21 protein-coding genes and 6 pseudogenes are annotated in these 24061 nt (G+C 65.7%); 12 read left to right on the top strand and 15 right to left on the bottom strand.

Annotation, left to right across the window (positions count from 1 at the left end):
* Window positions 1-613 precede the first annotated feature (613 nt).
* Entirely contained in the window at window positions 614-751 is a 138-nt protein-coding gene (locus ABZ434_RS22365; RefSeq protein ID WP_359139533.1) for a hypothetical protein, read from the bottom strand.
* Window positions 752-1431: 680 nt separating this feature from the next.
* On the opposite strand from ABZ434_RS22365, the gene ABZ434_RS22360 reads away from it, so the two are divergent.
* A complete protein-coding gene (locus ABZ434_RS22360; RefSeq protein ID WP_359139530.1) occupies window positions 1432-3195 on the top strand; it encodes a VCBS repeat-containing protein in 1764 nt (587 codons plus the stop codon).
* Between the two features lie 360 nt (window positions 3196-3555).
* Here the strand turns inward: ABZ434_RS22360 and ABZ434_RS22355 are convergent.
* Window positions 3556-4205: pseudogene (locus tag ABZ434_RS22355) on the bottom strand (transposase); the annotation flags it as partial.
* 49 nt (window positions 4206-4254) lie between these two features.
* A complete protein-coding gene (locus ABZ434_RS22350; RefSeq protein WP_359139527.1) occupies window positions 4255-5505 on the bottom strand; it encodes an MFS transporter in 1251 nt (416 codons plus the stop codon).
* Between the two features lie 98 nt (window positions 5506-5603).
* Here ABZ434_RS22350 and ABZ434_RS22345 point away from each other — a divergent pair, with 98 nt between their 5' ends.
* Window positions 5604-6056 (top strand): helix-turn-helix domain-containing protein, encoded by a 453-nt coding sequence (locus ABZ434_RS22345; protein WP_359139524.1) that lies wholly within the window; start codon window positions 5604-5606, stop codon window positions 6054-6056.
* Between the two features lie 639 nt (window positions 6057-6695).
* Here ABZ434_RS22345 and ABZ434_RS22340 read toward each other — a convergent pair.
* Window positions 6696-7430 carry a DUF6193 family natural product biosynthesis protein gene (locus ABZ434_RS22340; protein WP_359139521.1) on the bottom strand — a complete coding sequence of 245 codons (735 nt, stop codon included), beginning with the start codon at window positions 7428-7430 and terminating at the stop codon, window positions 6696-6698.
* A 208-nt stretch (window positions 7431-7638) separates the two neighbouring features.
* On the opposite strand from ABZ434_RS22340, the gene ABZ434_RS22335 reads away from it, so the two are divergent.
* Complete coding sequence (locus tag ABZ434_RS22335) at window positions 7639-8199, top strand: IS5 family transposase (protein WP_359139518.1); 561 nt, start codon at window positions 7639-7641, stop codon at window positions 8197-8199.
* 41 nt (window positions 8200-8240) lie between these two features.
* Window positions 8241-8627 (top strand): DUF3592 domain-containing protein, encoded by a 387-nt coding sequence (locus tag ABZ434_RS22330; RefSeq protein WP_359139515.1) that lies wholly within the window; start codon window positions 8241-8243, stop codon window positions 8625-8627.
* Window positions 8628-8797: 170 nt separating this feature from the next.
* On the opposite strand, the gene ABZ434_RS22325 is transcribed toward ABZ434_RS22330, so the two are convergent.
* On the bottom strand, window positions 8798-9511 hold the full coding sequence (locus tag ABZ434_RS22325) for a transposase (RefSeq protein WP_359139701.1): 714 nt from the start codon (window positions 9509-9511) through the stop codon (window positions 8798-8800).
* A gap of 129 nt (window positions 9512-9640) precedes the next feature.
* Window positions 9641-11032, bottom strand: coding sequence for a PLP-dependent aminotransferase family protein (locus ABZ434_RS22320; protein WP_359139512.1), 1392 nt, complete (start codon window positions 11030-11032; stop codon window positions 9641-9643).
* A gap of 130 nt (window positions 11033-11162) precedes the next feature.
* Here ABZ434_RS22320 and ABZ434_RS22315 point away from each other — a divergent pair, with 130 nt between their 5' ends.
* Window positions 11163-11804 carry a hypothetical protein gene (locus ABZ434_RS22315; protein WP_359139509.1) on the top strand — a complete coding sequence of 214 codons (642 nt, stop codon included), beginning with the start codon at window positions 11163-11165 and terminating at the stop codon, window positions 11802-11804.
* Window positions 11801-12454 (top strand): annotated as a pseudogene (locus tag ABZ434_RS22310) (leucine zipper domain-containing protein); the annotation flags it as partial. The gene ABZ434_RS22315 and the pseudogene ABZ434_RS22310, both read left to right, overlap by 4 nt.
* A gap of 489 nt (window positions 12455-12943) precedes the next feature.
* Here ABZ434_RS22310 and ABZ434_RS22305 read toward each other — a convergent pair.
* Together ABZ434_RS22305 and ABZ434_RS22300 are read right to left on the bottom strand one after the other, a co-directional pair.
* Complete coding sequence (locus ABZ434_RS22305; RefSeq protein WP_359139506.1) at window positions 12944-14002, bottom strand: hypothetical protein; 1059 nt, start codon at window positions 14000-14002, stop codon at window positions 12944-12946.
* A gap of 245 nt (window positions 14003-14247) precedes the next feature.
* Window positions 14248-15426: a pentapeptide repeat-containing protein gene (locus tag ABZ434_RS22300; protein ID WP_359139503.1), complete on the bottom strand. Its 1179-nt coding sequence runs from the start codon at window positions 15424-15426 to the stop codon at window positions 14248-14250.
* 217 nt (window positions 15427-15643) lie between these two features.
* On the opposite strand from ABZ434_RS22300, the pseudogene ABZ434_RS22295 reads away from it, so the two are divergent.
* Window positions 15644-16405, top strand: a pseudogene (locus ABZ434_RS22295) (IS5 family transposase); the annotation flags it as partial.
* A 200-nt stretch (window positions 16406-16605) separates the two neighbouring features.
* On the opposite strand, the gene ABZ434_RS22290 reads toward ABZ434_RS22295, so the two are convergent.
* From ABZ434_RS22290 to ABZ434_RS22280, 3 genes are all read right to left on the bottom strand, one after another.
* Window positions 16606-16782 carry a hypothetical protein gene (locus tag ABZ434_RS22290; RefSeq protein ID WP_359139500.1) on the bottom strand — a complete coding sequence of 59 codons (177 nt, stop codon included), beginning with the start codon at window positions 16780-16782 and terminating at the stop codon, window positions 16606-16608.
* Window positions 16783-16881: 99 nt separating this feature from the next.
* Window positions 16882-17058 (bottom strand): helix-turn-helix domain-containing protein, encoded by a 177-nt coding sequence (locus ABZ434_RS22285; protein ID WP_359139497.1) that lies wholly within the window; start codon window positions 17056-17058, stop codon window positions 16882-16884.
* Between the two features lie 5 nt (window positions 17059-17063).
* On the bottom strand, window positions 17064-17345 hold the full coding sequence (locus tag ABZ434_RS22280) for a hypothetical protein (protein WP_359139494.1): 282 nt from the start codon (window positions 17343-17345) through the stop codon (window positions 17064-17066).
* 155 nt (window positions 17346-17500) lie between these two features.
* On the opposite strand from ABZ434_RS22280, the gene ABZ434_RS22275 reads away from it, so the two are divergent.
* Window positions 17501-17842: a hypothetical protein gene (locus ABZ434_RS22275; RefSeq protein ID WP_359139491.1), complete on the top strand. Its 342-nt coding sequence runs from the start codon at window positions 17501-17503 to the stop codon at window positions 17840-17842.
* 313 nt (window positions 17843-18155) lie between these two features.
* A pseudogene (locus tag ABZ434_RS22270) lies at window positions 18156-19015 on the top strand (IS5 family transposase); the annotation flags it as partial.
* Between the two features lie 5 nt (window positions 19016-19020).
* Here ABZ434_RS22270 and ABZ434_RS22265 read toward each other — a convergent pair.
* Window positions 19021-19698, bottom strand: coding sequence for an SMI1/KNR4 family protein (locus ABZ434_RS22265; RefSeq protein ID WP_359139488.1), 678 nt, complete (start codon window positions 19696-19698; stop codon window positions 19021-19023).
* 310 nt (window positions 19699-20008) lie between these two features.
* Between ABZ434_RS22265 and ABZ434_RS22260 the strand changes: the two are divergent.
* The 3 genes and pseudogenes from ABZ434_RS22260 to ABZ434_RS22250 all read left to right on the top strand — a co-directional run.
* A pseudogene (locus ABZ434_RS22260) lies at window positions 20009-20104 on the top strand (IS5/IS1182 family transposase); the annotation flags it as partial.
* A gap of 153 nt (window positions 20105-20257) precedes the next feature.
* Window positions 20258-20683 (top strand): hypothetical protein, encoded by a 426-nt coding sequence (locus ABZ434_RS22255; RefSeq protein WP_359139734.1) that lies wholly within the window; start codon window positions 20258-20260, stop codon window positions 20681-20683.
* Window positions 20684-20913: 230 nt separating this feature from the next.
* Window positions 20914-21657 (top strand): annotated as a pseudogene (locus ABZ434_RS22250) (IS5 family transposase); the annotation flags it as partial.
* Between the two features lie 27 nt (window positions 21658-21684).
* Here the strand turns inward: ABZ434_RS22250 and ABZ434_RS22245 are convergent.
* From ABZ434_RS22245 to ABZ434_RS22235, 3 genes are all read right to left on the bottom strand, one after another.
* Complete coding sequence (locus ABZ434_RS22245; RefSeq protein ID WP_359139486.1) at window positions 21685-22086, bottom strand: hypothetical protein; 402 nt, start codon at window positions 22084-22086, stop codon at window positions 21685-21687.
* Between the two features lie 672 nt (window positions 22087-22758).
* Window positions 22759-23217: an SMI1/KNR4 family protein gene (locus tag ABZ434_RS22240; RefSeq protein WP_359139484.1), complete on the bottom strand. Its 459-nt coding sequence runs from the start codon at window positions 23215-23217 to the stop codon at window positions 22759-22761.
* A gap of 282 nt (window positions 23218-23499) precedes the next feature.
* Entirely contained in the window at window positions 23500-23895 is a 396-nt protein-coding gene (locus tag ABZ434_RS22235) for a helicase associated domain-containing protein (RefSeq protein WP_359139482.1), read from the bottom strand.
* Window positions 23896-24061: the final 166 nt, after the last annotated feature.

Below are 24061 nucleotides of genomic sequence, written 5' to 3'. Positions count from 1 at the left end.
GGGACCGCCCTCGACCGTTTGCGCCCCGTCGGTCAGCAGGTGGGTGGCGCGTCTGTGTGTTACTTATCGCGTTCCAGAGGGCGACGGCCCTCACTGACCAGGTGTGGAAGCTCGCAACCCATGCGTTGGGCTGTGTGGCGGAGGGACCGTTGGCGTCGACAAAGTCGGCCGGGGAACCGCCGTTGGTGAACGCCGGGGTGCCCTGGTAGCCGCCACCGATCAGGTGCGAGCCGCTGGGGCACTTGGCTACTGACGCGCCGCCGTCCTCGGATTGGGGACCAACGACGGAGAAGGCGCTGTCATCTGCCATTGCGGTTCCTGCGATGAAGAGGCAAGCCCCTGCCGTGATGCCCGCGACGGCGAGAGTGCTCAATGTGCCCCGCATTGATTCCTCCAGGTGTCTGTGGAGGGGGAGAGGGCGTGACTCCGATTCCTCTGGTGCTGGCACTGGATTGCAGCCACCACGGCACGAGCCATGCCGTACCGCCACCCTTTCGGATGATCTTGGAAAACATGTCGGCCGGTTCGCGGCCATGCCGCATCCGACTCCATGGCACGCCCCGCTGTTCATGTCATCCAGGGGGGCGGAATTGGTCGTCTTCGCCCCCAGCACCTACAGGCCGATGCCCTCGGTGGCGGTGTCCTCCCAGCGTTCGCCCTCGTCGACGTACTCCCAGAAGACGGGGCTGTTGGCGGCCCAGCCGCCCTGCTTGCGGCCGGTGTTGACCAGGCCGCGGGGTGCGGAGTGCACGGTGAGCTTCACGTCCAGGCCCGCGCGCTCGGCGGCCCGGGTGATGGCAAGACGGCAGCCGTCGGGTCCGAGCCGCTGGGAGGCCCGTCGCCGTCGCGCAACCGGACCACTGCCCCGTACAACCTCCGCATGACTTCGTATGTCTGATCGTTCGGCGCGTACTGGGTCCGTGCCGCTCGACCCTTCGGAGGATTCCTTGATGTCGCACACCCCACAGCAGCGCCTCGCTGCCGCTGTGATCGCAGTCCTCGCGATCACCGCAGGCGCTGGCCTGACCACCCCTGTGGCTGCCGCGGCGCCGGGCGGCAGCGCGGTCATCGCTCGGGCGGAGCAGGACGGCGTCATCCCCATTCCGGCGGGCTCCGCGCTTTACGGCGTCGGATCGACCGGCTTCCTCACCGGATCCAACGATGCGAACGGTACGTACCGTTACCGTTGGACGCGCCTCGCGGACGGCGCCACGACAGAGCTGGCGGGCCGAGCATACGGATCTGCCTCGGACACCGTTCTCGTTGCGGAAGGGGACGCCTACGTCCTGTACGACATGGCGGGCGGCGGCAAACCCGTGCGCATCGCACGGACCTCTCTGGACACCAGCGAGAAATTCTACCGAATCCTCGGCTCCACCCTCCTCATGACTGCCGAACACGGCGGGCGGCACCGATCTGCACCTGGTCTCCGTGAGGAACGGCGAGCTGACGGACCGGAAGGTGGCCGGCCTGCCCCCTTCCGTCACGGAAGTCCTCGCGGACACCGACTCCCCTTCCGGCACCGCTCTTCTTCGATACAAGACGCCGACCGGTCCGGGGATCGCCCTGGTGAGCATCGCCACGGGCACCTTGCTGGAATCTCGTGAGTTTCCCGCGTCCACGCAGCTGAGCGACATCGCCGCTTCGGAGACATACATCGCCTGGGCCGACGTCACTCGCGGAACGGGCGCGGCGCTGTCCCTCGCCGCGCGCGGGTCCGACGACGTGCAGCGCACCGAAGCGGGCGAGGACGATCTCTCCGTCGACCTCCTCAACGACTGGATGTTGTCCGCTCGCCGGGACGGCGCCACGGCCACCTCCCCGGGCCCCCGTATCGCGCTCAGCGCGCGATCCACGAAGACCGGCTCGACCGTCCACCTGATGGACTACGCCAAGACGTTGCTTCCCTCGCCCGACGGGACTCTTCTGGCACAGGGCGGGACCCTGGAGCACGGCGAGGGGTTGTACCGGATCGCGCTCAACGACGACGGCGCACCCGTAGCCACACTCGTCGCCAGTACCGGCGAGCCGACCGCGCTCACCCTCCGGAGCGTCACCGTCCCCAAGGTGATCGACAGCGACCAGGCGTTCGGTCTCGGTGTCGCCCTGGGTGCGAACGTCAGCCGGGACAGCGTGAGTCTCGACGTCGAGCTGACCCATGTGGCCTCCCAGCAGCAGTGGGCCGCGCGGGGACGGTCGGTCGGATCGGGCGGGATGGTGGCCCCCGCGACCGTCGTTGTCCACTGGAACGGCGAGGTCGAGCCTCAAGCGGACGAGCGGACCAGCTATGTGGCCGCACCCAACGGCACCTACACGTATCGGATGAAGGTCGCCCCCCTGAACGGCGTCGGCCCGGCCGTGGAAACCACCGGTACATTCACCGTGGCCCGCAACCCCAAGCCCCACGACTTCAACGACGACGGCACGCCGGACCTGCTGGGCGTCGACTCCGCGGGGCGGCTGAACCGGTACGGCACCGTCCTCGACCCGTTTCCCGGGGTGCTCTGGACGGGGCGTTCGGTGATCGGAACCGGCTGGAACATCTATGACTGGCTGGGGGCTCCAGGCAACCTCGGCGGTACGGCCCACGGGGACGTGCTGGCACGCGACAGGAGCGGAGCCCTCTGGTTGTACGAGGGGACCGGCGCACCCGACAAGCCGCTCGGGCCGCGCAGGCAGGTCGGCCACGGCTGGGGCATCTACAACAAGCTCGCCGCGGGCAGCGATGTCAATGGCGACGGTCGGCCCGACCTCCTCGCCACCGACAAGTCCGGTGTCCTGTGGCTGTACATGGGCACCGGGAACGCCAAGGCGCCCCTGTCGCCCCGGGTGAAGGCCGGCACGGGAGGCTGGGGAATCTACAACCAGATCACCGCTCCCGGTGACCTGGGCGGCGCCAAGGCGGGCGATCTGCTCGCCCGCGACTCGGCGGGCGTGCTGTGGCTGTATCTCGGCAAGGGAGACGGAACCTTCGCCGCCCGAACCAGGGTCGGCGGTGGCTGGAACGTGTACACCCGCCTCATCGGTATCGGCGACTTCATGAACGACGGACATCCCGACCTCATCGCCTACCAGCCGGGCCACACCCCGTTCCTCTACGGAAGCCGTGGTGACTGGCGCGTCCCCTTCTGGAAGCGCGTGGACACATTCAACTCACTGAGCCCCGCCCCCGGCGAGTTCACTCAGCTCTTCTGACACGGCACTTGCCCGAGACGTTGGGAGCCGCGCGGCGCCAGTGTTCCCTGGAAGAGTCGGAGCACGCGCTGAAGGACGCTGTGCGAAGCCAGGCGCGCACGGAGGACCAACAGCGAGAGCTGCGACGCGCTCTGCGACGGCAGGTGGGGGCCAGACTCGCGACGAAGGATGTGGATCAGCCACTCGACTCGGTGCTTCCTGTCCCAGTGAAGTGGCCGCGCTGCTCGAACTGTCCGTCCCGCACGTCGCGCAGCTCGCCAAGGGAATGCAGGTGAAGGTCGTGGCCCGTCGGCATACCTCGACCTGCCCGTCGGGCAAGGTGCGCTACGGCGACAAGATCACCGCCAAGCTAGTGCCGGATCAGGCAACGTTTGCCCTGTCGACGACGGCGCGTAGGCGCCGGTCGTCGGCATGGCGGTTTCGCCAGATGATGTAGCGGCGGATCATGCTGCACTGTTCCTTGTGGGTGGCGTGATCGGTGCCGTCGAGGGTGAAGCAGCGCAGGGCGGTGAACTGGGCCTCGATGCGGTTCAGCCAGGAGAAGTTCGTCGGGGTGTAGGCGATCTCAACGTTGTTCGCGGCGGCCCAGTCACCGACTCGCTGGCACTTCTTCGTGGTCAGGTGCGGGGAGAAGTTGTCACAGACGATCGCGATGCGGACGTGGGCCGAGTAGAGCGTGCGTAGCGGCAAAATTGCAGAAACGGCGTTCGCCTCTTGATCGGCTCTATATGGCCGTAGAGCTCGTCCCTGGCCAGGTCGTGGGCGGCGAACAGGTGACGCACTCGGCCGTAGCGTTTGTGGGTCGCCCGTCCACGACGGCGTGGCTCACGGTCCGTGTCCTTGTGCTTGCCGCCGCGTTCGGCCCACTGCTTCCCGGGGTGGGGCATCAGGTTGAGTGGTCCGAACTCGTCCAGGCAGAAGACGACTTCGGGCTCGCCGTCTTCCGGTATGACCTCGCCCTCGGCGATGCCGTAGAGGTGCTCGACCCTCGCCTTCTTGGCCGCGTAGTCCAAGTCTTGCTCATCAATCGGTCGATACATCAGCAGCCACGGAATGACCTCAGTCGGCGGCCTTGGTGGTGTCCGGGATGCTGTGTCGCGTGAGCGCCCAGAGCGCAAACGCGAGGCAGCTGATTGCGGCGCCGAGTGCACATACGGCGCCCCAGCCGGCCGCCGTGTAGAGGGAGGTCGCGGCGATGGCGCCGGTGGCGCTGCCGATCGAGTAGAAGACCATGTATCCGCCGATCAACCGGCTGCCCGCGTCCGGGTGCAGCGTATAGATCAGGGTCTGGTTGGTGACATGGACCGCCTGCACGGCGAGATCGAGGAGGATCACGCCGACGACCAGGGCCCAGAGCGAGCTGCGGGTGAAGGCCAAGGGCAGCCACGAGGCAGCGAGCAGTGCCAGGGCGGTGCCGGTGGTCCGTTGGGAGAGTCCGCGGTCGTTCAGGCGGCCCGCCATGGTCGCTGCTAGGGCGCCTACGGCTCCGACCAGCCCCAATGCCCCGATCGCGGTGTGGGAAAGAGAAAACGGGGGCTCGCTGAGCGGAAGCGCGATGCTGCTCCACAGGGTGCTGAAGGCAGCGAAGATCAGCAGGCCGAGCAGGGCCCGGAGCCGCAGAAGCCGTTCCCGTGCGAACAGGGTGATCGTGGAGCGCAGGAGCTGTCCGTAACGCAGGGATCTCGGCGGGACATCGTTGTGGCGCGGCAGCACTCGGTGCAGGACCAGGGCGAGCAGAGCGGCGAGCGCCGCTGAAGCCAGGTAGACGGAGCGCCAGCCCGCGAGGTCGGCCATGAGGCCGGATGCGGTGCGGGCGAGCAGAATTCCGACGACCACGCCGCTGGTCACCACGCCGACGACGCGTCCGCGCCGGGCGGGAGGGGCCAGTGACGCCGCGAAGGCCACCAGCGTCTGCGTGACTACCGCGAGAAGCCCCATCCCGGCCATACCCGCGAGCAGGATCGCTGCGGTGTGGGCGGTGGCGACCGCTGCCAGTGCCACCACCAGGAGAAGCAGTTGGGCCACGATGAGCCGTCTGCGGTCGGCCACGTCGCCCAGCGGAACGAGGAAGAAGAGTCCCAGCCCGTATCCGACATGCGTGAGGGTGACGACGCTGCCGACAAGTGCCGGGCTCATAGCGAGGTCGTGGCCCACAGTCACCAGTAGCGGCTGGGCGAAGTAGACGTTGGCCACCGTGGTTCCACAGGCGACGGCGAACAGTATGACGACGCCGCGGGGCAGGACGAACCCGGAACCTCCGCCGCTCCGGGCCGCGGCCCGTGGTGTCGCAGCCTCACAGTTGTTGAGCATTCAGCACCCCTCCGCACACTTGGTTGCATCTTGCCACCAATAGGGACCGTAGCTTTTTTTGGTAGCATCTTGCAACTAGTGTGAGAGTGGAGGATGGCATGGTGGCAAGGACGCGCTTCGACGACAGCGACTGTCCCGTCGCGCGGTCAGTGGACGCGATCGGCGACTGGTGGTCTCTCCTGATCGTGCGAGATGCCTTCGACGGGAGCCGTCGCTTCGGGGAGTTCCAGCGCAGCCTCGGCGTGGCGAAGAACATCCTCACCGCGCGCCTGCGCGCCCTGGTCGCTGGCGGTGTCCTCGAATCCGTCCCTGTTTCGGACGGCAGCGCCTACAGCGAGTACGTACTGACCCCGAAGGGCAAAGCCCTCTTCCCCGTCATCGTGGCGCTGCGGCAGTGGGGTGAGCAGAATGCCTTCGCTCCCGGCGAACCGCACTCGCAGATGGTCGACAGCCGGCAGGGACATCCTCTTCGCACACTGGAAGTCCGGTCGGCGGACGGGCGACTGCTGAACCCCGACGACACCACCGTCCACAAGGTCTCCACCCAGTGATCTGAGCCGGAGAGACGGTGCCGACTCACCGCTCCGCCGATGATTCCGCGGCCGGGTGAGGGAACTTGGCAGCCCCGTTGCTCCGACTCCTGCATTCCGACCGGAGAAACGGCGCGAAGGCTTTCGCCGTTTTCCGCGGAAGGCCTCCGAGGTTCGGCAGTCTGCGGGGTGTCGGCGAGTGCCCAGCAGGCCCACCCGGCCCAGCTGACGCTGTGGCCCGGACCGGATACCTGAGCCAGGCCGACGGCGAGGCGGAACACCGATCGCGTCGGACTGTGTCTGGCGTTCTCGTACAGGTGCTTCGACGTCACCGTGGAGGGTGCGGTGGCGGAGACGTTGTACGTGAAGGGCCCAGCCCACCGCCGTCACCGTCACCAACGTCAAGATTGCGGTTCGCATTAGAGAAGCAATCTGGGGGGGGCAGAACGGAGCACGCGCAGGTGCCCGCAGGCGACTGCGACGCGGGGCGCCGGAGGCCAGGTTGCTGTACGAGGTCCGGGTTGCTCCGGTGATGGGCGGCACCGGCCTGTGCCGTAGTACATGGCCATGGCCTCGGTCGCATCACGAAGGCATGGAGCGCAGGTCGCGCCCCCAGCAGCGACCCGAATGCCACCCTGTCCGATGCCCAGCCTGGTCCGTTCAGTCCACCCCGGGCGTGACGGCGACAAGGTCGGAGGGCAGATGACGCAGGGCCATCGACACGGCCTTCTTTGCTGTCGTGGCCTCGGCGAGGACCTCTCCCATGTAGTGGGTGCTGAGGGTGTAGGGCTTCTGCCGATGCGCATCCAGGCACAGCGGGACGACAGTGAGGCGTGGGCGAGTGCTAGTGGAAAAGCGCAGCGTCCAGTGGCTGGTGAACGGGTAGAGCCCCCGCAGCGCCGGTTCGGAGTATGCGGCCTCGATGAGCGCGCGGTATTCGGGCCAGTCCATCTCGTCGGCCTCTGTGCGCAGATGCTGCCACTCGGACTCGGTCAGTCGCTCCGGATCGTGGTCGGGTACCTCGAAGCGCCCGGTGAGGTGCACGAACGGTGCGGCGCGGCGGATCGCGGCCAGCTCTACCCCGTCGTGCCAGGCCTGCGCAACCCGAGCAACCTGGGCGAGTTCCTGCGTGTCGCCTTCTACGAGCGCCATGTCCTGAAACGGCTCGCAGCCGCGGATCGACCAACGACGTTCGGCCGCCCAGGCATGGATCGCCAGCGCCGTCCGATGCGGAACCAAACTCGTGACCGAAGCATGGAGCAGCGGATTGGATTCGGAGGCCTCGAACGAGACGGCGAGGCAGTCCCTGTCCGCTGCGGCCTGGAGTGCGGCAGCCAGGCTGCCTTCAGTTGCGATGTCGGAATACAGGACGGCTGGATCACGGGAGGCGGCCATGAAGGAAGATTGTGCCGCAGTCTCATACCGGGACTCAGTTTGGGTCCGAGTGCCGCTGTGGCACCAGTACGCGCCACCCGGCCACCCAGATTCCCTGCGATGACAAGGGCAACCGCCCCGAGGTCTGACCCGCTGCGCTGGGGGAGGAGGCCGTGGGCGCGTCACGGCCGCCGTCAGCCGGTACATCCGCTGCGCCGATGCGGCGGGGATGGGCCAAGGCCCGGTAGCTCCGGAACGCGTGTCGGCTGGCCAGGCGCTGGGCCGGTCCCGCGGCGGGCTGACCACGAAAATCCATCTCGCCTGCGACGGCCGGGGCCTGCCCTTGGCCGTCGTAGTCACGCCGGGCAACGTTAACGATTCCACCGTCTTCGACACGGTCATGGACGAGCTGAGGGTGCCCCGGACCGGTGCCGGGCGGCCCCGCCGCAGGCCCGACGCGGTCATCGCGGACAAGGCATATTCGTCCCGCGCGATCCGCCAGGTCCTGCGCAGGCGAGGCATTCAGGCCGTGCCGGAACGGGCCGACCAGAAGGCCAACCGCCTGCGGCGAGGGACGAGGGGCGGTAGACCGCCGACCTTCGACCGTGAGCTTTACAAGACCCGCAACGTGGTCGAACGCTGCTTCGCCCGTCTCAAGCAGTTCCGGGCGATCGCGACTCGCTTCGACAAGCTCGCCGCTCGCTACCACGCCGGGCTTCACCTCGCCTCACTCATCCTCTGGCTTCGCGAGCCGGTAACGCAGCCATGGAGGGTCTCGGCGGCTGGTTGAATGCTCACCAGTGCCACTGCGAAACTGGGGGAGCTTTGAGGGTGCAGGACACGATCGCTTGCGACGGCGTCGCAATTTTTCTACTGCTGGTCGTGGTTTGGCAGATGCGGCGACGGCTGAGGCTTCGTTCCCGAGGCGTCGAGGTCGTCGCTCGGTGCTTCGATCGTGATTGGCGTGGGAAAGGCGGCCCGCAGTTCCTTCTGAGCTACACGACGCCAGACGGTGTCAAGCGCACACACAGCGCAGATGAAGACCACGTCCCCGCCGGCACCCGCGAAGGGGACAGCGTTGCAGTCCTCTATGACCCTGTGTCCCCTGGGCGCGCGGAGACGGCACTCGCTTCCCGCAAACCATTCTGGAAGCACTACGACATGGCGGGCCTGGTGGGAGTTGCCCTCAGTATCGTGCTGATGGTGCACGTCCTCTAGATCGGCCGCCACGCGTCAAAAGCGGCCCAAGCCCGCCCTCACACGACGGGACCAGCGCACATCCGATACATCAGTGCCCTCCCACTCACGCAGTACTTGTCAGACACGGCCTAAAGGTTGTTGCAGAAGGGTGGGTGTGGGCAGGCCGGGTTGGCGTTTGACCTGCTGGTTCAGCCTGTCATGGCGAGGTTGTGCATGGTGGCGACGGCTTGGACGGCGTGGTGGAGTCCGTCTCCTTTCTGGCGGCAGTCGCGGAGGATTTTCCAGTTCTTCATGCGGGCGAAGGTGTGCTCGACGCGAGCGCGGACGCGTCGGTGTTCGGCGTTGTCCTCCTCCTGGCCGCGCAGAAGTGGGCGTCCGGCTCTTCTGCGGTGCGGGACGATCAAGCCGGTGCCCAGATAGGCGCCGTCCGCGATGACCGTTGTCCCGGCCGCGATGGCGGGCAGGTCCGATTCTCGCCAGGCGTGGGCATCGGCCTTGTTCCCGGGGACGGGGCGTGCTGAGGCGATCACCAGGCGGCTGTCCGCGTCGATGATGACCTGCACGTTCGCCGAGAACCGATAGTTGCGGGAGGAAGCGGCGACTTTGCGGTCGCGGACCGGGACGAGGGTTCCGTCCACGATCCATAACCGTTCGACGTCTGCGACGGACCTCGGCGCCGGCTCGATCGCGAGGAGCGGCCGCAGGCCATGAACGACCCGGCAGACGGTGGCCGGGGAGATCCCGAAGAGCGGGGCGAGCTGGCGCATCGTGAGGTTGGTCCGGTAGTAGACGGCCACCAGGAGGACCCGGTCCGCCAGTGGCAGGCACCATGGGCGCCCTCCACCGGGACCACTTCCGCCCCGCTCCCGTACTACTTTCACCAACTTCTCGAACCGGCCCATACGCAAGCCGGTGAACGTCTCCACCCACAACGGCTCAGCCCGCAACACCCCGCCCCTACAAGAGGAATGCCCTATCCCAGACGTTCTGCAACAACTTTTAGTTGTTGCGGGTCATAGCGTTGTTGACGCTCACGCGATGGGTGCGGGGGCGTGCGTTCCGGTAGCGCCGTGGACGAGTGCCTGTTCTGCCTGTGCGAGTCTGCGGATTGCCTGGATCAGTTGACTCGGAGGGAGCGTGTACGGCAGTCGGATGTTGCGTTCGAACGCACCTCCGACCCCGAATCGTGGTCCGGCCGCGATGGTCACTCCGTGGTCAGGCGCCATGGCTGCCAGCCGTGAGCTGACGGGCCCGGAGAAGGTTGTCCATAGAGTCACACCGCCGGCTGGTTGCAGGGCGTGGACGTCCGGCAGGTGCTCGGTGAGTGCTTGCCTCAGGGCGTCACGTTGCGATCTGAGCTGCTGGAGTGTGTCCGGCCGCTGGGTTTTTCGCTCGTTCAGGAGGACGGCTGTGGCGAGCTGTTCGACGACGGGGGTGCCGAGGTCTGTGGTGGGACGGGCTTGTTCGACGCGTTCCAGGAGGGAGGGCAGCGCGCGAATCCAGCCTATGCGTAGGCCGCCCCAGACGCTCTTGGACACAGAGCCGATGCTGATGGCTGCCGGCATGTACAGCGCGAGGGGTTCGGGACTCGGAACGTCCAGAGCCAGATCGGCCATGGTCTCGTCGATGACTGTGGGACACGCGAGCCGGAGCTGTTGGCGCACGCTGGTGGGCATGCACATCCCGGTCGGGTTGTGAAAGTCAGGTATCAGGTAGGCCAGGTTCGCCGACCGCCCTGCTGCTTGGATTTGCTCGGTGTCCCAGCCGCAAGACGTCACACCGACGGGCAGAAGACGGGCGCGCGCTTCAGTAAAGGTCGTGATCGCGTGCGGGTAGGTCGGGTGGTCGATGACGACTTTGTTGTGCGGCGACAGGAGTACGCGTGTCAGAAGAGCAAGCGCGTGCTGTGCGCCGTTGGTGATCAGGATGTGATCGGGCCGGGTAGGCAATCCTCGCCGCTGATACCAGTGGGCGACTGCTTGGCGTAGCTCCGCGGTGCCGTATCGGTCGTAGCCGTGCCGCTCGAAATGGCGTGGCAGGTGTTCGAGAGCGGTCGCGAACGCAGCGTGGAGGATTTCGACGGGCGCAGCCGGCGCGGCAAAGGACAGGTCGATGGTCTCTGTGTCCGTGCCGACCGGGTGCGCGGGCGTGGTGTCATCGGGCAGCCGTACCGTCGCCCTGGTACGCGCCTGTGTGGCGAGGTATCCATGCTCGACCAGCGTGCGGAATGCGGTACCGACTGTGGTTCTGCTGGTGCCGAGCGCGACAGCCAGGTCGCGCTCGCTCGGCAGGGCCGCACCAAGGGAGAGGCGTCCATCGAGGATGAGCAGACGCAGCCTGTCGGAGAGACGTTGATGCGCTGGCCCTGGCCCCTCCTGCCAGGCCCCCAACATCCGCGCTACTGCGTGCGAGCTGATTTTCACCAAACCAGCATAGTCAATCTGGCTATGGAATCCAGGTCCAGAACACCGAGAGAATCGCCATATGGCACCTCTTGCTTACACGACACGCACCTCTGTCTCGGCTCGTCGCAGCCCACCCGTACTACCGCGCATGAACGCATTTGCCCAGGTCCGGGCGGTCCGTAGGGCACGTCGGATCTCCCAGCTCCTGCTCGGCTTGATGGGATACGGGGCCGCCGTCATGCTCCTCGTCCAGTCCGGGCTTGGGGCGGCCAGCTGGAGCGTGCTCACGGAGGGCACTGCCAACTCTCTTGGCATTTCGTTCGGTTGGGCGACAAACCTGATCTCGTTGCTTGTGCTCATTGCATGGATCCCCCTGCGAGAACTGCCTGGGCTTGGCACGCTCCTCAACGTCGCGATCGTCGGCTTCGCCGCAGATGCCACCGCGACGGTGCTCCCCAACCCGCAGGGGCCACTCGCCGAGATCGGATACCTCGCCCTCGGACTCGTAGCTCTGGCATTCTTCGACGCGCTCTATCTCGGCGCGCAGTTTGGGTCGGGACCACGCGACGGCATCATGACCGGACTTGTTCGGCTCACTCACCTCCCCGTCGCCCTTGTGCGCACCGGCATCGAAGTCGCCGTCGCCGGCGTCGGCTGGCTCTTGGGTGGAACCGTCGGGGTCGGCACCGTACTGATCGCCCTGTGCATCGGGCCCCTCGTCGGCTGCTTCCTACCGCTGGTAGCAGTTCGTCTTCCTGTCGTTTCTACACCCACACGGCACACCCGATGACCTTGAAGAAACCGTCGCTTCACCGCAACGCCCCGCTGTCCGTTGAAGGTCGACGCCGCCTCATCGAACGCTGTAAGTCCCGCCCGATCGCCCATGTGGCCGCGGAGATGGGGATGGCAAGAGCGTGCGCGTCAAAGTGGGTAAACTGGTTCCGCCGCTACGGTGAACTCGGTCTGCACGACCGGTCCTCCGCGCCTCGCCACCAACCGACAGCCATGCCGGGCGAGGTAGTGGAGCAAATTGAGCGGCTACGCCGGGAACACAAGTGGTCCGCAAAGCGCATCTCCTTCGAGCTCTCAACCCAGGGCATCCAGATCAGTCGCCGGACTATCACGCGACATCTGGAACACCTCGAACTGAGTCGCCGTCGGTTCACAGCGCGGCAAATCATCGCCCATCGCCCGGGTCACATGGTGCACATCGATATCAAGAAGGCCGGCCGCATCCCCGATGGCGGCGGCTGGCGAGTCCACGGCCGCGGAAGTACGCAGGCCAAATCTGCAGAACGGCAGAAACGCCGAACCGGCCGTCGAGGCTAGATCTACCTGCACTCCGCCATCGACGGCTTCTCGCGCCTGGCCTACACCGAGGCACTGCCAAACGAGAAGGCCACCACCGCCATTGCGTTCATGCACCGCGCTCGCGTCTGGTTGCTGAGGTTGAACGGCCCGACAGTGCCTCGCCGGTGTTGGCCAGGAAGCACAGCAGCGAGTGGAAGCCGAAGCCGCTCTTATAGGTGGGTGCGGCCAGCTCCTTCTCGGAGTGGCGGGTGATCAGCGTGGCGTCGAGGTCCAGGACCTGCCCGGGATTTTGGGACGCAACCCGATAGCCTGCACGTAGAAAGTGCCCTCCGCCTGGACCGACAGAACCCCTCAGCACATCGTCCCAGGTCAGGAAGGCACGTTCGCGTTCCCGCCCCAACAGCTCCCGTAATCAAACGAAACGGCGAGGCTAACACCTCGGTGTAGTTAATCTCCGCGCCCAACGGCCGGAGCCCATACAAGAGTTCCTCGGCCCCGGCGGGTTTATGTCCGACACCGCCGTCCGCGACGGGCACCGGGAACTCACCGACGGCAGCGCCCCGCCTCTTCCGCCAGGCCGAGTGCGCCCACTGCGCCAGCCTCTGCAACGTCGCAAACTTATCCGGATGAGCGCTCGTTCTGGTTATCTGCGAGGCACAACCGGGACAAGTCGCGCGCGAGCCGGGTCACTTGTCGAATCGTCAAGGCGTCTGGCTCGCCGGTGTACGTTGTGCCTCCACGAACTTCCGCTCTCAAATCCACATCGGTGACCGTGATCCTCAATGCACCAGTCGTTCTTTCCTGAGAGTCGGGAGAGATGCGGACAAGAGTCACACCCATCCTTCCCTCATCAAGAAGCCAACTCGCCTCAGATGGTATAGCCGCAGTATCACACAGAACGAGAAAATGCGGGCGCACTATTGCACCCGAGGCGTCGTATGGGGCCTGTTCACGAATCCCCGAAATAAGTTGCGCAAACTCAGAAGCATCCTCGGCCAATCCACTTATGACGTCAGATATTCCCTCATCGAAGATCGGACCGGCGTGCGGCAGATGGTCAATCCATTCCCATTCATGGGATTGATCGGGTTGGGCGTATACCAGCACCCGCACGTCGTCCGGGCCGTGGAAGGTAACAAGCTGGGCGATAATAGTTCGTGCCAGATTGCGGATGCGCTCCCCATCGTTGCCATGAAGATGAATATGAGAGAACGCACTCAGAGCAACAGCCATCGGAAGTTCTTGTAGAGTTCCATATTCCTGAACAAGCGAGGTCAGGGCATCAGCGGACACCGGGTCTGCCCCTGCAGGAATCGCAGGAGTAACCAACGGAGTGACAAGGGGCTGCGGCCCGGTACTGAATCGCACCGCCAAAAAATCGGAATCTCCCAAGGTCCTTTCCCAAAGTTGTCTGCGACGATTGACGGTGGTGCGCAGATCTGATGGCTCCGGGTGCGATCTAAGTTGCATCTCGCGCTGGAGCGAAGCTGTGCGATGCAACTGTCGTCGCACATCGGCGAGGTAGCGGAGATAAGCTCGCCGCTGCTGCCCGGTGTGTGAGGCAGCACTGGCCGAGCTACGCTTCAGCGCACCGAGAAGCGCAATGGCGGCGCCGACTACAAGTGTGACCATGCCAACGATCCGGCCAGCCGCATCCCGTGAGTCGAGGATGAGCATTGCGGAGGCGAGGACGCAGGGTGTGGCTAGCGCTACGGTGATCCACCATCTGCGTGCCCATCCATTGTCCACTGCGGAAGAAGGGGGAGGCCGCAGCGTGACGGATTCCGTAGGAATGGGTATGAGAATAGGTCGAGACTGACGGACGAAATTCCGAGCGGTCGCCCATTCGCCCGTGCGGGGTTCCTCGGAGGGATCCGAAGCAGACGATGAATGCCGTGCCGAAGTGCTCAAGTAACCCTCCGTCAAGTGATTACGATGCCGATTCTAGGTTCGCCGAGCGTGCCTCGATTGCTGAGAAGATGCGCCAAATTGGCCGGCAGGCGCGTTAATTCGCTCAGTACAGCTGAATTCAATTGTTCGTGGGTGAGGGATTGTGTGGAACTTAGGTTCGCTGATACAAGCACGGCGCCGGAGAAATTGGCACCAGACACGTCAGCCCCTGATAGGTCGGCTCCGGTAAGATCCGCCCGCGAGAGGCTGGCGCTTATCAACGTAGCCTCGCGTAGGTCTGCCCCATCCAGTCGCGCTCCGTCAAGATTTGCGGAGAATAAATCAGTCCGGCGCAGAGAAACTGACGACCCCCATGCGCCGCCCAAACGAGCGGAAGAGAGTACGCAGTCTGTAAACACGGCTTCCTTGATCTCGGCAGAACGCAGGTCCACCTCCGCGAGATGCGCTCCCGTGAGGTCAGTGCCGTCCAGACGAGCACCCCTCAGATCTGTGCCGCCAAGTTCCGCGCCTCGTAGATTTGCCTCGCTCAAGTTGCTTCCCCGTAGTAGGCAGCGACGCATGTCCGCGCGTTCAAAGGATTTTCTTTGCATTTCTGCGCTACTGAGATCCGAATCGGCCAGTTCAACTCGGATCGCCTTACGCAACGAGCCAATAACATCGAGGGCTGCTTGAACATCAGGTTCCAGCCGGGAATTCTGTGACGGCTGGCTCGATCCGCCAGGCGTGGAGGCGTGCCAACTCAAAGATGCCTCTACGAACGGGCGGCGACGAACGACGAAGGACGAAAGCACCTGAGCGATCGATGTCTCGTCTTGCGAGGAATCGCTTGCCAGCCTTTGCAGGGCAAACACGCCACCCAGGCGGGCGTCTAGGTGCTCGCTACTTAGTTGACTGACGGCACTGGCATAGCGCTCCGTGATATGACCCTGTCGGGAAAGCGCGTACCCGCGCGCCGTGTATACGAGCCCTCCGAGAACAGCTAGTCCGCCCGCCGTCTGCAAGACCATGCCACGCACACTGTTCAAGTGAGCGAGGCGTTCGGTCGGCATCAGCTGCCTCGCTTCCGTATCGGCGATCTGATGCGGAATCCATTGGAGGAGGAGAAACGCAATGCCTACAGTGGCGACGAGGGTCACGATCGTGACGACCGCTTTGCCTACCTGTGCCGACCACCTGCCGCTGTGTATCACACAAGCCTCCCTCAGCCCGGTGAAGAGTAAGGTACCGATGCACGGTGCTACCAACAACTCTGATGGGCATAGGGGCCTTGACCCCTGATGTTGGACACACGAGACACTGAGCTCTTTCCAACCTCCCATGCCAGCTGTGGAGATGGGATGACAGACAGAAGAAGCCCCTGGTAGATGGGTTTTCGACCAAGAGAACCGTCTCCACCAGAGGCTTCGCATGCTTGTCTATCCGTCCGGCGTCGACGTGTCCAGCTCCACCCTGCGCTTCCTCGTCGACCGTCTGAGGGAACACCGCCGCGCTCGCGGAACCCGATGGCGGCGCCTGAACGCAGGCCGACAGGCCCTGCTCACCCTCGCCCACCTGCGCAACGGCCAGCCCTACGCCCAGCTCGCGGCCGGTTTCGGGGTCGGCACCACCACCGCCTACCGATACATCACGGAGGCCGTTAGCCTCTTGGCCGCCCTCGCCCCCACCCTCACCGAAGCCGTGCGAGTGGCGTCGACGAAGGCGTACGTGATCCTGGACGGGACGCTCCTGCCCATCGACCGGATCGCCGCCGATCGCCCGTTCTACTCGGGCAAACACAAGAAGCACGGCATGAACGTGCAGGTCATAGCCGATCCGAAGGGGCGTCTGATGTGGGCTTCACCAGCCTTGGGCGGCGCCGTCTACGACGTCCGGGCCGCGCGCGAGCACGGCATCATCGACGCACTCGCCGAGGCCGACATCACTTGCTGGGCAGACAGGGGCTACCAGTGTGCAGGCGGCACGATCCGGCTCCCTTACCGCCGCCGATGGGACAGCCTCTCCACCGGCCAGCAGGCCGTCAACCGGTCCCACGCGAAGATCCGTGCACTGGTCGAGCAGGCCATCGCCACTCTCAAGTCCTGGCGCCTCCTCCGCAAACTCCGCTGCTCGACGACCCGGATCACGAGCCTCGTCCAAGCCGTCCTGGTCCTCCAGCTCACAGCGACGGACGGAGATCAACCCGCAGCATTCACCAGTTCCGTCAATTCGGCCTCGGTCGTACCCGCCCGCAGACGAACGTCGAAGGTGTAACCCTCATCGCAGAACACCAGGTCAAGGTCCATGGGTGTCAGCCCGCGGAAGACGATCGACAACCAGATCGCGTCTTCCTCCCAGACGTCCATGTACAGGCAGGTACCGTCCTCGTGCAGTTAGGCCTCACCTGGGCCGTTTTGCGTCATGAACTGCCATATGAGGATGCGCACTTCGCTACGGTGCATCGAGTCGATCTCGACCTCAGACCACCGGGCACGGAACGCGTCGGTCAGCGCATCCCGATCGATACGCCATCCGCCCGCATCACCGTCGACCACCGCCAAGAACGTCATAGCCAGGGTCTACCAGATGTCCGTGACATGGCGCTGATTGGCTGTCGCCTGAAGTTGGAATGGGCTCACTGTCTATGAGTGAAGTGTTCGGTCCAACGGTCAGGCCGCATGGAGCCAGTCGCGGTAGGCGTGAGCGAGGTCGTCATTTCGGCGGACTCCGCGTTCGAGGGTGGAGATGGTGGCGGGCCAGACACCGAAGGGACGGGCGACGGCGGTGAGGGTGATGTTCTTGGACTGCCGCAGCGGCATCGCACCAGGGCCGCCGGAGCCGGACATTGCTCTCAGCCTGCATCGCCTGCCGGCTGTTCATGGGCGTGCTGCAGCGCCATCCGGGCCGCGACCACGTTCTCGCTCAGCTCTGTCCAGTAGGGGTGCGTCACCACAGTTGTGCTCAGCTCCAGCAGCTCAGCCCGGTACGACGCGAGCTGATCGCGCTGCTCGCCGGTGTAGCCGGGGCTGTCCGGTGCGGCGGAGCGGCAACCGGGGTGCAGCCGCTTGTCCGCCTCCCACCCAGGCAGTGGCTCAGCTGACCACAGCAGCAGTGTCTTGGCGTACTGTTCCATGGTGGCGCAGGTGTGGTGGAGGGGGCGGTGGGCGTCGCGGTCACGGATACGCGCGGAGAATCAAGAATGAGGCGTCCTGGACCAGGGGGGGACGATTCGCGGTTGACCGCGTGTCCTGATGTCGTCCGTCCGAGCCGCAGGACAGCATCGACCGGATGAACCCTCCTGCGGACCCGGAACGGACTCCGGACGGCAGATACGTGGTCGTCGACCACCGCCGATGGCGTGCGACGGATCCGGAGATCCCCGAGGACGTCGCCTCCCGCCTACGGCATCATCTGATGGCGGCGCGCCGCGGGGTGGCTGCCGCACGCCGCGCCGCTGACGCGAAGGCTGAGGGCCGGGCGCGGAAACGCGTGAACAGCGCGAAGGTGGCGCTCGGTGAGCGGGGTGATCCCTGGTGGGAGCAGTCTGCCGAGGTTCGCCGTCTGCGCTGGGAGAGGGGGCTCCACGAGCTCGACCAGGCTGAGCGGGAGGAGGGCGGGCGCGCACCGTGAGGCGGGTGTCTCCTTGGGCGTGGTACGAGGCTCCGCTCGTGGTGCACGGAGCGATCAAGGCCCTGGACCCCAGCCAATTCGAAGCGGACCGCTGTGCCCTCCGGTACGGCACCGCTGAGGGGCGAGGTCCGACATACCACGTGCGGGAGCGCCGAGAAGGCGCCGGCCGACGCGCGCAGAGATGGGCCCCAGCGGGTCGGTTCGTCCCGGGGGAGCCGGGGCGACCGGCCGGCGATGCGCCCTGATCGGTGTGACCTCAGCCCCCGAGGAAAGGAGACCTACGTTCCCCACCCCGGGCGAGACGAGTCCACGCGTGGTGGCGGTCCGCGGCTCCTCCGACACCACCACGGCGGAGTGGGCTCTGATCGAGCCCCTCCTGCCGACCCCGGCCTGGCAGACCAAGACCGGCGGGCACCCCGAGAAGTGGCCCCGCCGACAGATAGTGGACGCCATCCGCTGCATCGTCGACATCGGCGCGAAGTGGCGTGCCCTCCCGGCTGACTTCCCGCCTTGGGAGACGGTCTACGGGTTCTCCGCCCGCTGGAACCGGGCGGCCCACGTCACTTTCATCCGTGACCAGCTCCGGCGCCGCATAAGTACTGACCTGGGGCGATGCCCGCATCCCGTCACGCTGATCGTGGACTCCCAGTCGGTGAAAGCAGCCCACACCACACCGTCAGCCAGGACACCCGCGGGTATGACGCCGCGAAGAAGATCAACGGTCGCAAACGGCACATCGTGGTCGACACCAAAGGCATGCCCGTCATGATCATGGTGACCCCAGCCGACATGACCGACCGTGACGCGGCCCGCGAACTCTTCTGGTGCCTTCGGCTCACCCAGCCGCAGATCACCCAGGTCTGGGCGGACTCCGCCTACGCCGGCCAGCTCGTCGGCTGGGCCCGGGACTTCCTGAAGATCACCCTGCGGACCGTCTCCCGACCCAAGGGCGCGAGGGGCTTCATCGTCCTTCCGCGACGCTGGCGCGTTGAGCGGACCATCGGCTGGATCATGAACGCCCGCCGCAACGCGAGAAACTACGAACGCCTGCCCCAGCACAGCGAAGCCCACCTGAACTGGTCACTCATCACCCTCATGACCAGGCACATCGCCCGCAAGGGGCCCCGCGCTGACAGCTGGGCGAGGAAGCCGGACGCCCTCTCCTCCGGGCCTGCGACTCAGCCTGCTGCCGACTGACGTTCCGCTTCCTCAAGCCACGTCAGATACCAGTGCGCGAAGGTCATCGGCGCACCATTGCCGTCGAGCAGCGGTTCCAGGTCCTCGTCGTCTGCCCGGTTGTCGGACCAGATTCGCCCCCGCTCCGGGCCGCTGATGATGAGCCACTCTCGAGCAGCGCAACCCAGCGTCGAGATGAGGGTTGCCCCCACAGTGCGGTCCGGTGAGAACATCAGCGGTTCCCAGCGCTCGTCCCAGGCCTCGATAGCATCATCGAAGTCCTCAATCTCCTCGAAGTTCTCCTCCTCGGGACGCTCGGACAGAAGCGCCTGAACGGCTTCGGGGTCTGCGCCTGCACGCGGGAACGGTTCGGCCAGTCGGGACAGGTCGGCGAGCTCGGCGCCGTCTCCCTCCCACCGCCAGCGCCCCTGGATCAGTCGTGCCGGATACACCCCGTGTGCCGGGCCGGCGCCTCCGGCACCGACGTGGAGGAGGAAGGTGCGGTACTCCTCGGGCAGCGACACACCCATCTGGCCTTCGAGATCGGCCAGATCCGCCGGGCTCAGAGGATCCTCAAGGAAGAACTTGTGCCCAACCGCTCCGAAAACGCGGTTACTACCCGGAGCGGCCACGAGTGCCTGCACACGCTGTCGCACACCCACCCACATCGAATCGTTCATGCGGCGAGCCTAGGCGCGGCCACAACGGCAGAGCGCAGTGGGCTGCCGTCCTTCCACGATGCGCGACGCTCAGCCTTCAAGAACAACCACTGAAAGAGCGTTTTGTCGCAACAGGGGTGCTTCGTAGCCGTTCAGATGGCGGGCCGCTTCGGGCCGGCTGAGGCGATAGACGCTTGTTGTGGCAGATGGGGCGGGTGACGGCCTCTGAGAATCCGTTTCGGTCCCTTCGCTCCTGTGTGATCCCAACACGCCCCCGGCCGCGCCTGTTTGCGCCCTGTGGCGGGGCGGCAGCCATCGGTACTACGGAAACATGCCTCGCCGACAAAGGCCGTACCCGAGTGACCTGTCCGATGCTCGTTGGGGACTGCTCGAACCAACCCTGACGGCCTGGCGAGTAGAACGCAGAGGGAAGGGTGGCTTTGTCCACGAGTACGGACAGCGAATGTTCACCACTTTGGGAGGCACCCGCTTTCAGCCCTGTTCGATGTCCATGGCCTGGGCAGCGCAGCAAGTGGGGCAGTCGGGATGGGCTGTCAGCCCCTTCTGCCAGCATGCTGCCGTGACAGACGCACGTGATCAGCGTCCCGCCGAAGCCACTCTCGACTTCCTGCGCTCCGCGTTCCCGCCTGAGTGGCGAGAGCCGGCGCTCGGGCATGAAGCCGTCGCGGCGTGGGAACAGGAGAACCGGGTGGTTCTCCCGGAGCCGTACAGAACGTTCATCGCGGAGGTCGCCAACGGGTCCAGCCTCGGCCCCGCCGGCGACGGCGGTCTCCAGCCGCTCGGCTGGCTGCCGGACACGTGGCCTTACCTCGGCCCGCGACAGCCGGGAGAACCGTTCCCTCTGGAAGCAACCTGGTCCTGGGAGGACGAGCAGGGTGTCGACCCCGAGGACCCGCGGATCAACGCCGCATTCACCAAGCCGCATTCACCAAGGGGTCCATCGTTCTCGGAGCCGAGGACGGACCGTCCTTCTGGCTCCTGCTGACCACCGGCCCCCACCGCGGCAAGGTGTGGATGATCGCCGAAGTCGGCGCCAGCCCGGCGCCCGGCGAACCGGCATGGGGCTTCAAGGAGTGGGTGCAGCGCTGGCACGCCGGCGACGACTGGTGGGACTGAACGCTTCGCATTGACCGGTCGCAGGTCACAGGCTGTTCGAATCCCGGGCGCCTCCCGAAGTGGTGAACATTCGCTGTCCGTACTCGTGAACAAAGCCAGAAGGGCCTGGACATCGGGCGGACACCCGAACACGACCTGCGCCGGATCATGGACCCCATCCTCTATGTCGACCGGACCGGGATTCCATGGCGATACCTGCCACACGACTTCGCCCCGTGGGAAACCGTCTATGGATACTTCGCGGCCTGGCAGAAGGACGGCGTCTTCGACCAGTTCAACGGACTCCTGCGGCGGCTGGTCCGGAAGGCCGAGGGCCGAGACGCTGAGCCCAGCGCCTGCATCCTCGACGCCCAGAGCATCAAGACCTCGGCCAACGTGCCCGCGGCCGGCCAGGGCATCGACGCCGGCAAGAAGATCTCGGGCCGCAAACGGCACATCGGCGTCGACACCGTCGGCCTCCTTCTGGCCGTGCTGGTCACCGCCGCCAGCGTCTCCGACAACGTCGGCGGAATCCGCCTGCTCTCGAACATTGCCGAAGGCCACCCTCGCATCACGAAGGCGTGGGCCGACAGCGGCTACCGCACCAAGGCCATCGACCACGGCGCCCGCTTGGGCATCGACGTCGAAGTCACCCGCCGCGACCCCGCCCAGAAGGGCTTCAAGGTGATTCCGCGGCGCTGGGTCGTCGAGTGGACCTTCGGCTGGCTCATGCACCACCGCCGCCTCGCCCGCGACTACGAAACCCACCCACACTGCTCCGAAGCCATGATCAACATAGCGATGATCGACCTGATGAGCCGCAGACTCACCCGCGAGTCGACCCGCAACTGGCGCGACAGCTGAACGGCGGCAGTGTCGGGCTCCTGTGAATCACAGCAGGTAGGGCCACAGGCTGACGCTGTTCCGCTCCACACTGATCTCGGCCCACGTTCCATCGACAGCAGTCGATGGCGGCGGGGCGGCGAGGTCGAACAGGATGCAGGTTCCAGCTACTTCCAATATGGCTCCGCCATCGCCCGTCAGGCCCAGCCGCCCCCGAAAGACGATCCGACCGCCTTCCTCCTCATCCACCCCGGATGAAAATGAAGTGGCCGGTCGAGTGTTGCCGCCCCAGGCCACGTCCTCTTCAACGGTCCACTCCACATGATGTTCGCGGCCCACTCCCGTCGGATCGCCGCACCAGAACGCCGCAGCGGCACCCACCTCCGAGCGCACCCGAACCGTCGCGCGCCCGTCGGCGACCTGCCCCACCGCTTCCACTTGGACCAACACCCCGCAATCATCCACGGCAGCACTGCGTTGCCAAACACTCCTGCCAGGACAAAACGCTCTTTCAGACATTCCTGCGCTGGTGCATGAAGACCGGCCGGATGCCCCACCTCACGCTGCCGCCCCAGGTCATCAATCAGGATCAGGCACCCCTGCACCAGCACCGCCGACTGGTCATGCTCCGGCGGGCCCTCAACGACGACTCCTTGCCCTGGCGAATTCGCTTCGCCGCAGCTTTCGTTCTCCTCTATGCACAATCCGTCACCCGCATCGTCGGCCTCACCCTCGAGGACGTCACCGACGACGGGACCACCGTCACCGTCCGCCTCGGAGACCCGCCCGCCCCACTCCCGGAGCCCGTCGCCGACTTGATGCGCTCCTACCTCGCTTCTCACCAACACCTGACCTACGCCAGCAGCAGGAGCTGCCGGTGGCTCTTCCCCGGCCGTCAACCAGGGCGACCTATGAACCTGCCAACCTGCAAGACCACCTCCGCAAAGTGGGCGTCCCACCGCAGCGCGGAAGGACCTCTGCGATCCGGCACCTTGTCCTCCGGGCCCCGGCACCCGTCATCGCAAAGGCCCTCGGCTACCACGACAAGACCGCCACCCGCCTGGTCACTGAAGCTGGCGGAACCTGGAGCCGATACGCCCCGGTGACCAAAGCCGATAGTGCCTACAGGTAGCCGGGCTCACCCGTTTCCACGAATCGGGCTACGGACCTGCGGAGGAGATCAAGGAACTCCGGCAGGTCATCGGCGACCCTGTCGAACTCCGCCTCGTCCAGGGAAGCCGTCCGGGACCGGTGGATCGCGCCACCCCAGTCGGCGACGAACAGGATGCCCCCTCCGTCCGAGCCGATCACCATGCCGTGAAAATCATCAGCCTGCGGGATGAAGACATAGCCTTCCTCTGCGAGCCGGTGCAGAACATCGCGCGCCGAGTGGATGAAGTAGCCATTGCCCACATCTGACAGGATGACCTCCCCGATGGACTCGTAGAACGTCAGCAGATCATGGAATCCCAGAGACTCCCGGGCGTAGTCACGGGCGGCACAACGATCGTCCTCATCGGCAACGTGAACTTCATTGCAGCCGGGCGCGAAGCCGTGCGTCTCCTCGAAGGTCGAAACCATCGGGCTCACCGCATCCGTGATCTCCTCACGCCATCGCGACAACCAAGCAGCTGAGTACGGGAGCCGATCCATGGTCCGGATCATTCCACTCCCCACCACAGGGTCACTTCCCAGGTCTTGGGAAGCCTTCATACCTGCCCGGGAAGATACCCAGCGTGACAAGTCGCATCTCTATCACTGGCATACGTGATTTTGTGACATGGGGGCCTACCAGTCCCGAGGCCGGGACACTTCACAGGCTCAGGGCACCGGGCTGGACCGAAGCACCGGATACCCCGAACCTCAAGTGGCTGGGGTATCCGGGCATGGCGCTGGAAGCGGCCAGGGGCTGTCGGAGGCGGCCAGTGGGATCGTCACCGGCCTTGCCCATTCCAAGCCCAGCTCAGCAAGTGCGGCAAGCTGTTCCACCGTGAGCCTGTTGCGCCTGGAACGGGTAGTCGATACCCACACCCCGAGCTTGACGGGTGTCGGTTCCGGCTGGCCATTGATGACGATCTCTTCAAGGTGGGCGCAGGGGACTGGCCTGTGCGGGCCTTCTCGTTCGATCCACTGGGCGAGAGCGTGCAGGCCCCGGCCGAAGGCCGTGGTGGTGCCTCCAACGGCCGGTGCAGTGTCCGATCCGGCGGTGGGATGGGGGTGGACGCCGATGTGGTGGAGGCGTTCGCGTTGTTCGGGCATGAGTGACTGCCACGCGGCGGGGTCGCGTTGGCGGCTGATCCAGGTGCCGACATCGACGCCGTGAACGGTGAGGCCGGGCAGCAGTGACTAGGGTGCATGAGACGTCAGAGGGCGCCTGGCCGCTCGGCGGTTCGTGCTCAGCGGAACCAACCTTGCCTGTATACCG

The sequence above is a fragment of the Streptomyces sp. NPDC005761 genome, assembly GCF_040630635.1.
GTDB lineage: Bacteria > Actinomycetota > Actinomycetes > Streptomycetales > Streptomycetaceae > Streptomyces.
This window is presented reverse-complemented; position numbering and strand designations above follow the sequence as displayed.

What these genes read in the sequence shown, in the direction of transcription:
- ABZ434_RS22280 (WP_359139494.1), bottom strand. Translation starts at nt 17,345, where the DNA reads ATGGAACAGTACGCCAAGACACTGCTGCTGTGGTCAGCTGAGCCACTG.
- ABZ434_RS22325 (WP_359139701.1), bottom strand. Translation starts at nt 9,511, where the DNA reads ATGGGCCGGTTCGAGAAGTTGGTGAAAGTAGTACGGGAGCGGGGCGGA.
- ABZ434_RS22345 (WP_359139524.1), top strand. Translation starts at nt 5,604, where the DNA reads ATGGTGGCAAGGACGCGCTTCGACGACAGCGACTGTCCCGTCGCGCGG.
- ABZ434_RS22275 (WP_359139491.1), top strand. Translation starts at nt 17,501, where the DNA reads ATGAACCCTCCTGCGGACCCGGAACGGACTCCGGACGGCAGATACGTG.
- ABZ434_RS22240 (WP_359139484.1), bottom strand. Translation starts at nt 23,217, where the DNA reads ATGGTTTCGACCTTCGAGGAGACGCACGGCTTCGCGCCCGGCTGCAAT.
- ABZ434_RS22290 (WP_359139500.1), bottom strand. Translation starts at nt 16,782, where the DNA reads ATGACGTTCTTGGCGGTGGTCGACGGTGATGCGGGCGGATGGCGTATC.
- ABZ434_RS22335 (WP_359139518.1), top strand. Translation starts at nt 7,639, where the DNA reads ATGGGCCAAGGCCCGGTAGCTCCGGAACGCGTGTCGGCTGGCCAGGCG.
- ABZ434_RS22265 (WP_359139488.1), bottom strand. Translation starts at nt 19,698, where the DNA reads ATGAACGATTCGATGTGGGTGGGTGTGCGACAGCGTGTGCAGGCACTC.
- ABZ434_RS22340 (WP_359139521.1), bottom strand. Translation starts at nt 7,430, where the DNA reads ATGGCCGCCTCCCGTGATCCAGCCGTCCTGTATTCCGACATCGCAACT.
- ABZ434_RS22285 (WP_359139497.1), bottom strand. Translation starts at nt 17,058, where the DNA reads ATGTCCGGCTCCGGCGGCCCTGGTGCGATGCCGCTGCGGCAGTCCAAG.
- ABZ434_RS22305 (WP_359139506.1), bottom strand. Translation starts at nt 14,002, where the DNA reads ATGCTCATCCTCGACTCACGGGATGCGGCTGGCCGGATCGTTGGCATG.
- ABZ434_RS22235 (WP_359139482.1), bottom strand. Translation starts at nt 23,895, where the DNA reads ATGCCCGAACAACGCGAACGCCTCCACCACATCGGCGTCCACCCCCAT.
- ABZ434_RS22350 (WP_359139527.1), bottom strand. Translation starts at nt 5,505, where the DNA reads ATGCTCAACAACTGTGAGGCTGCGACACCACGGGCCGCGGCCCGGAGC.
- ABZ434_RS22315 (WP_359139509.1), top strand. Translation starts at nt 11,163, where the DNA reads ATGAACGCATTTGCCCAGGTCCGGGCGGTCCGTAGGGCACGTCGGATC.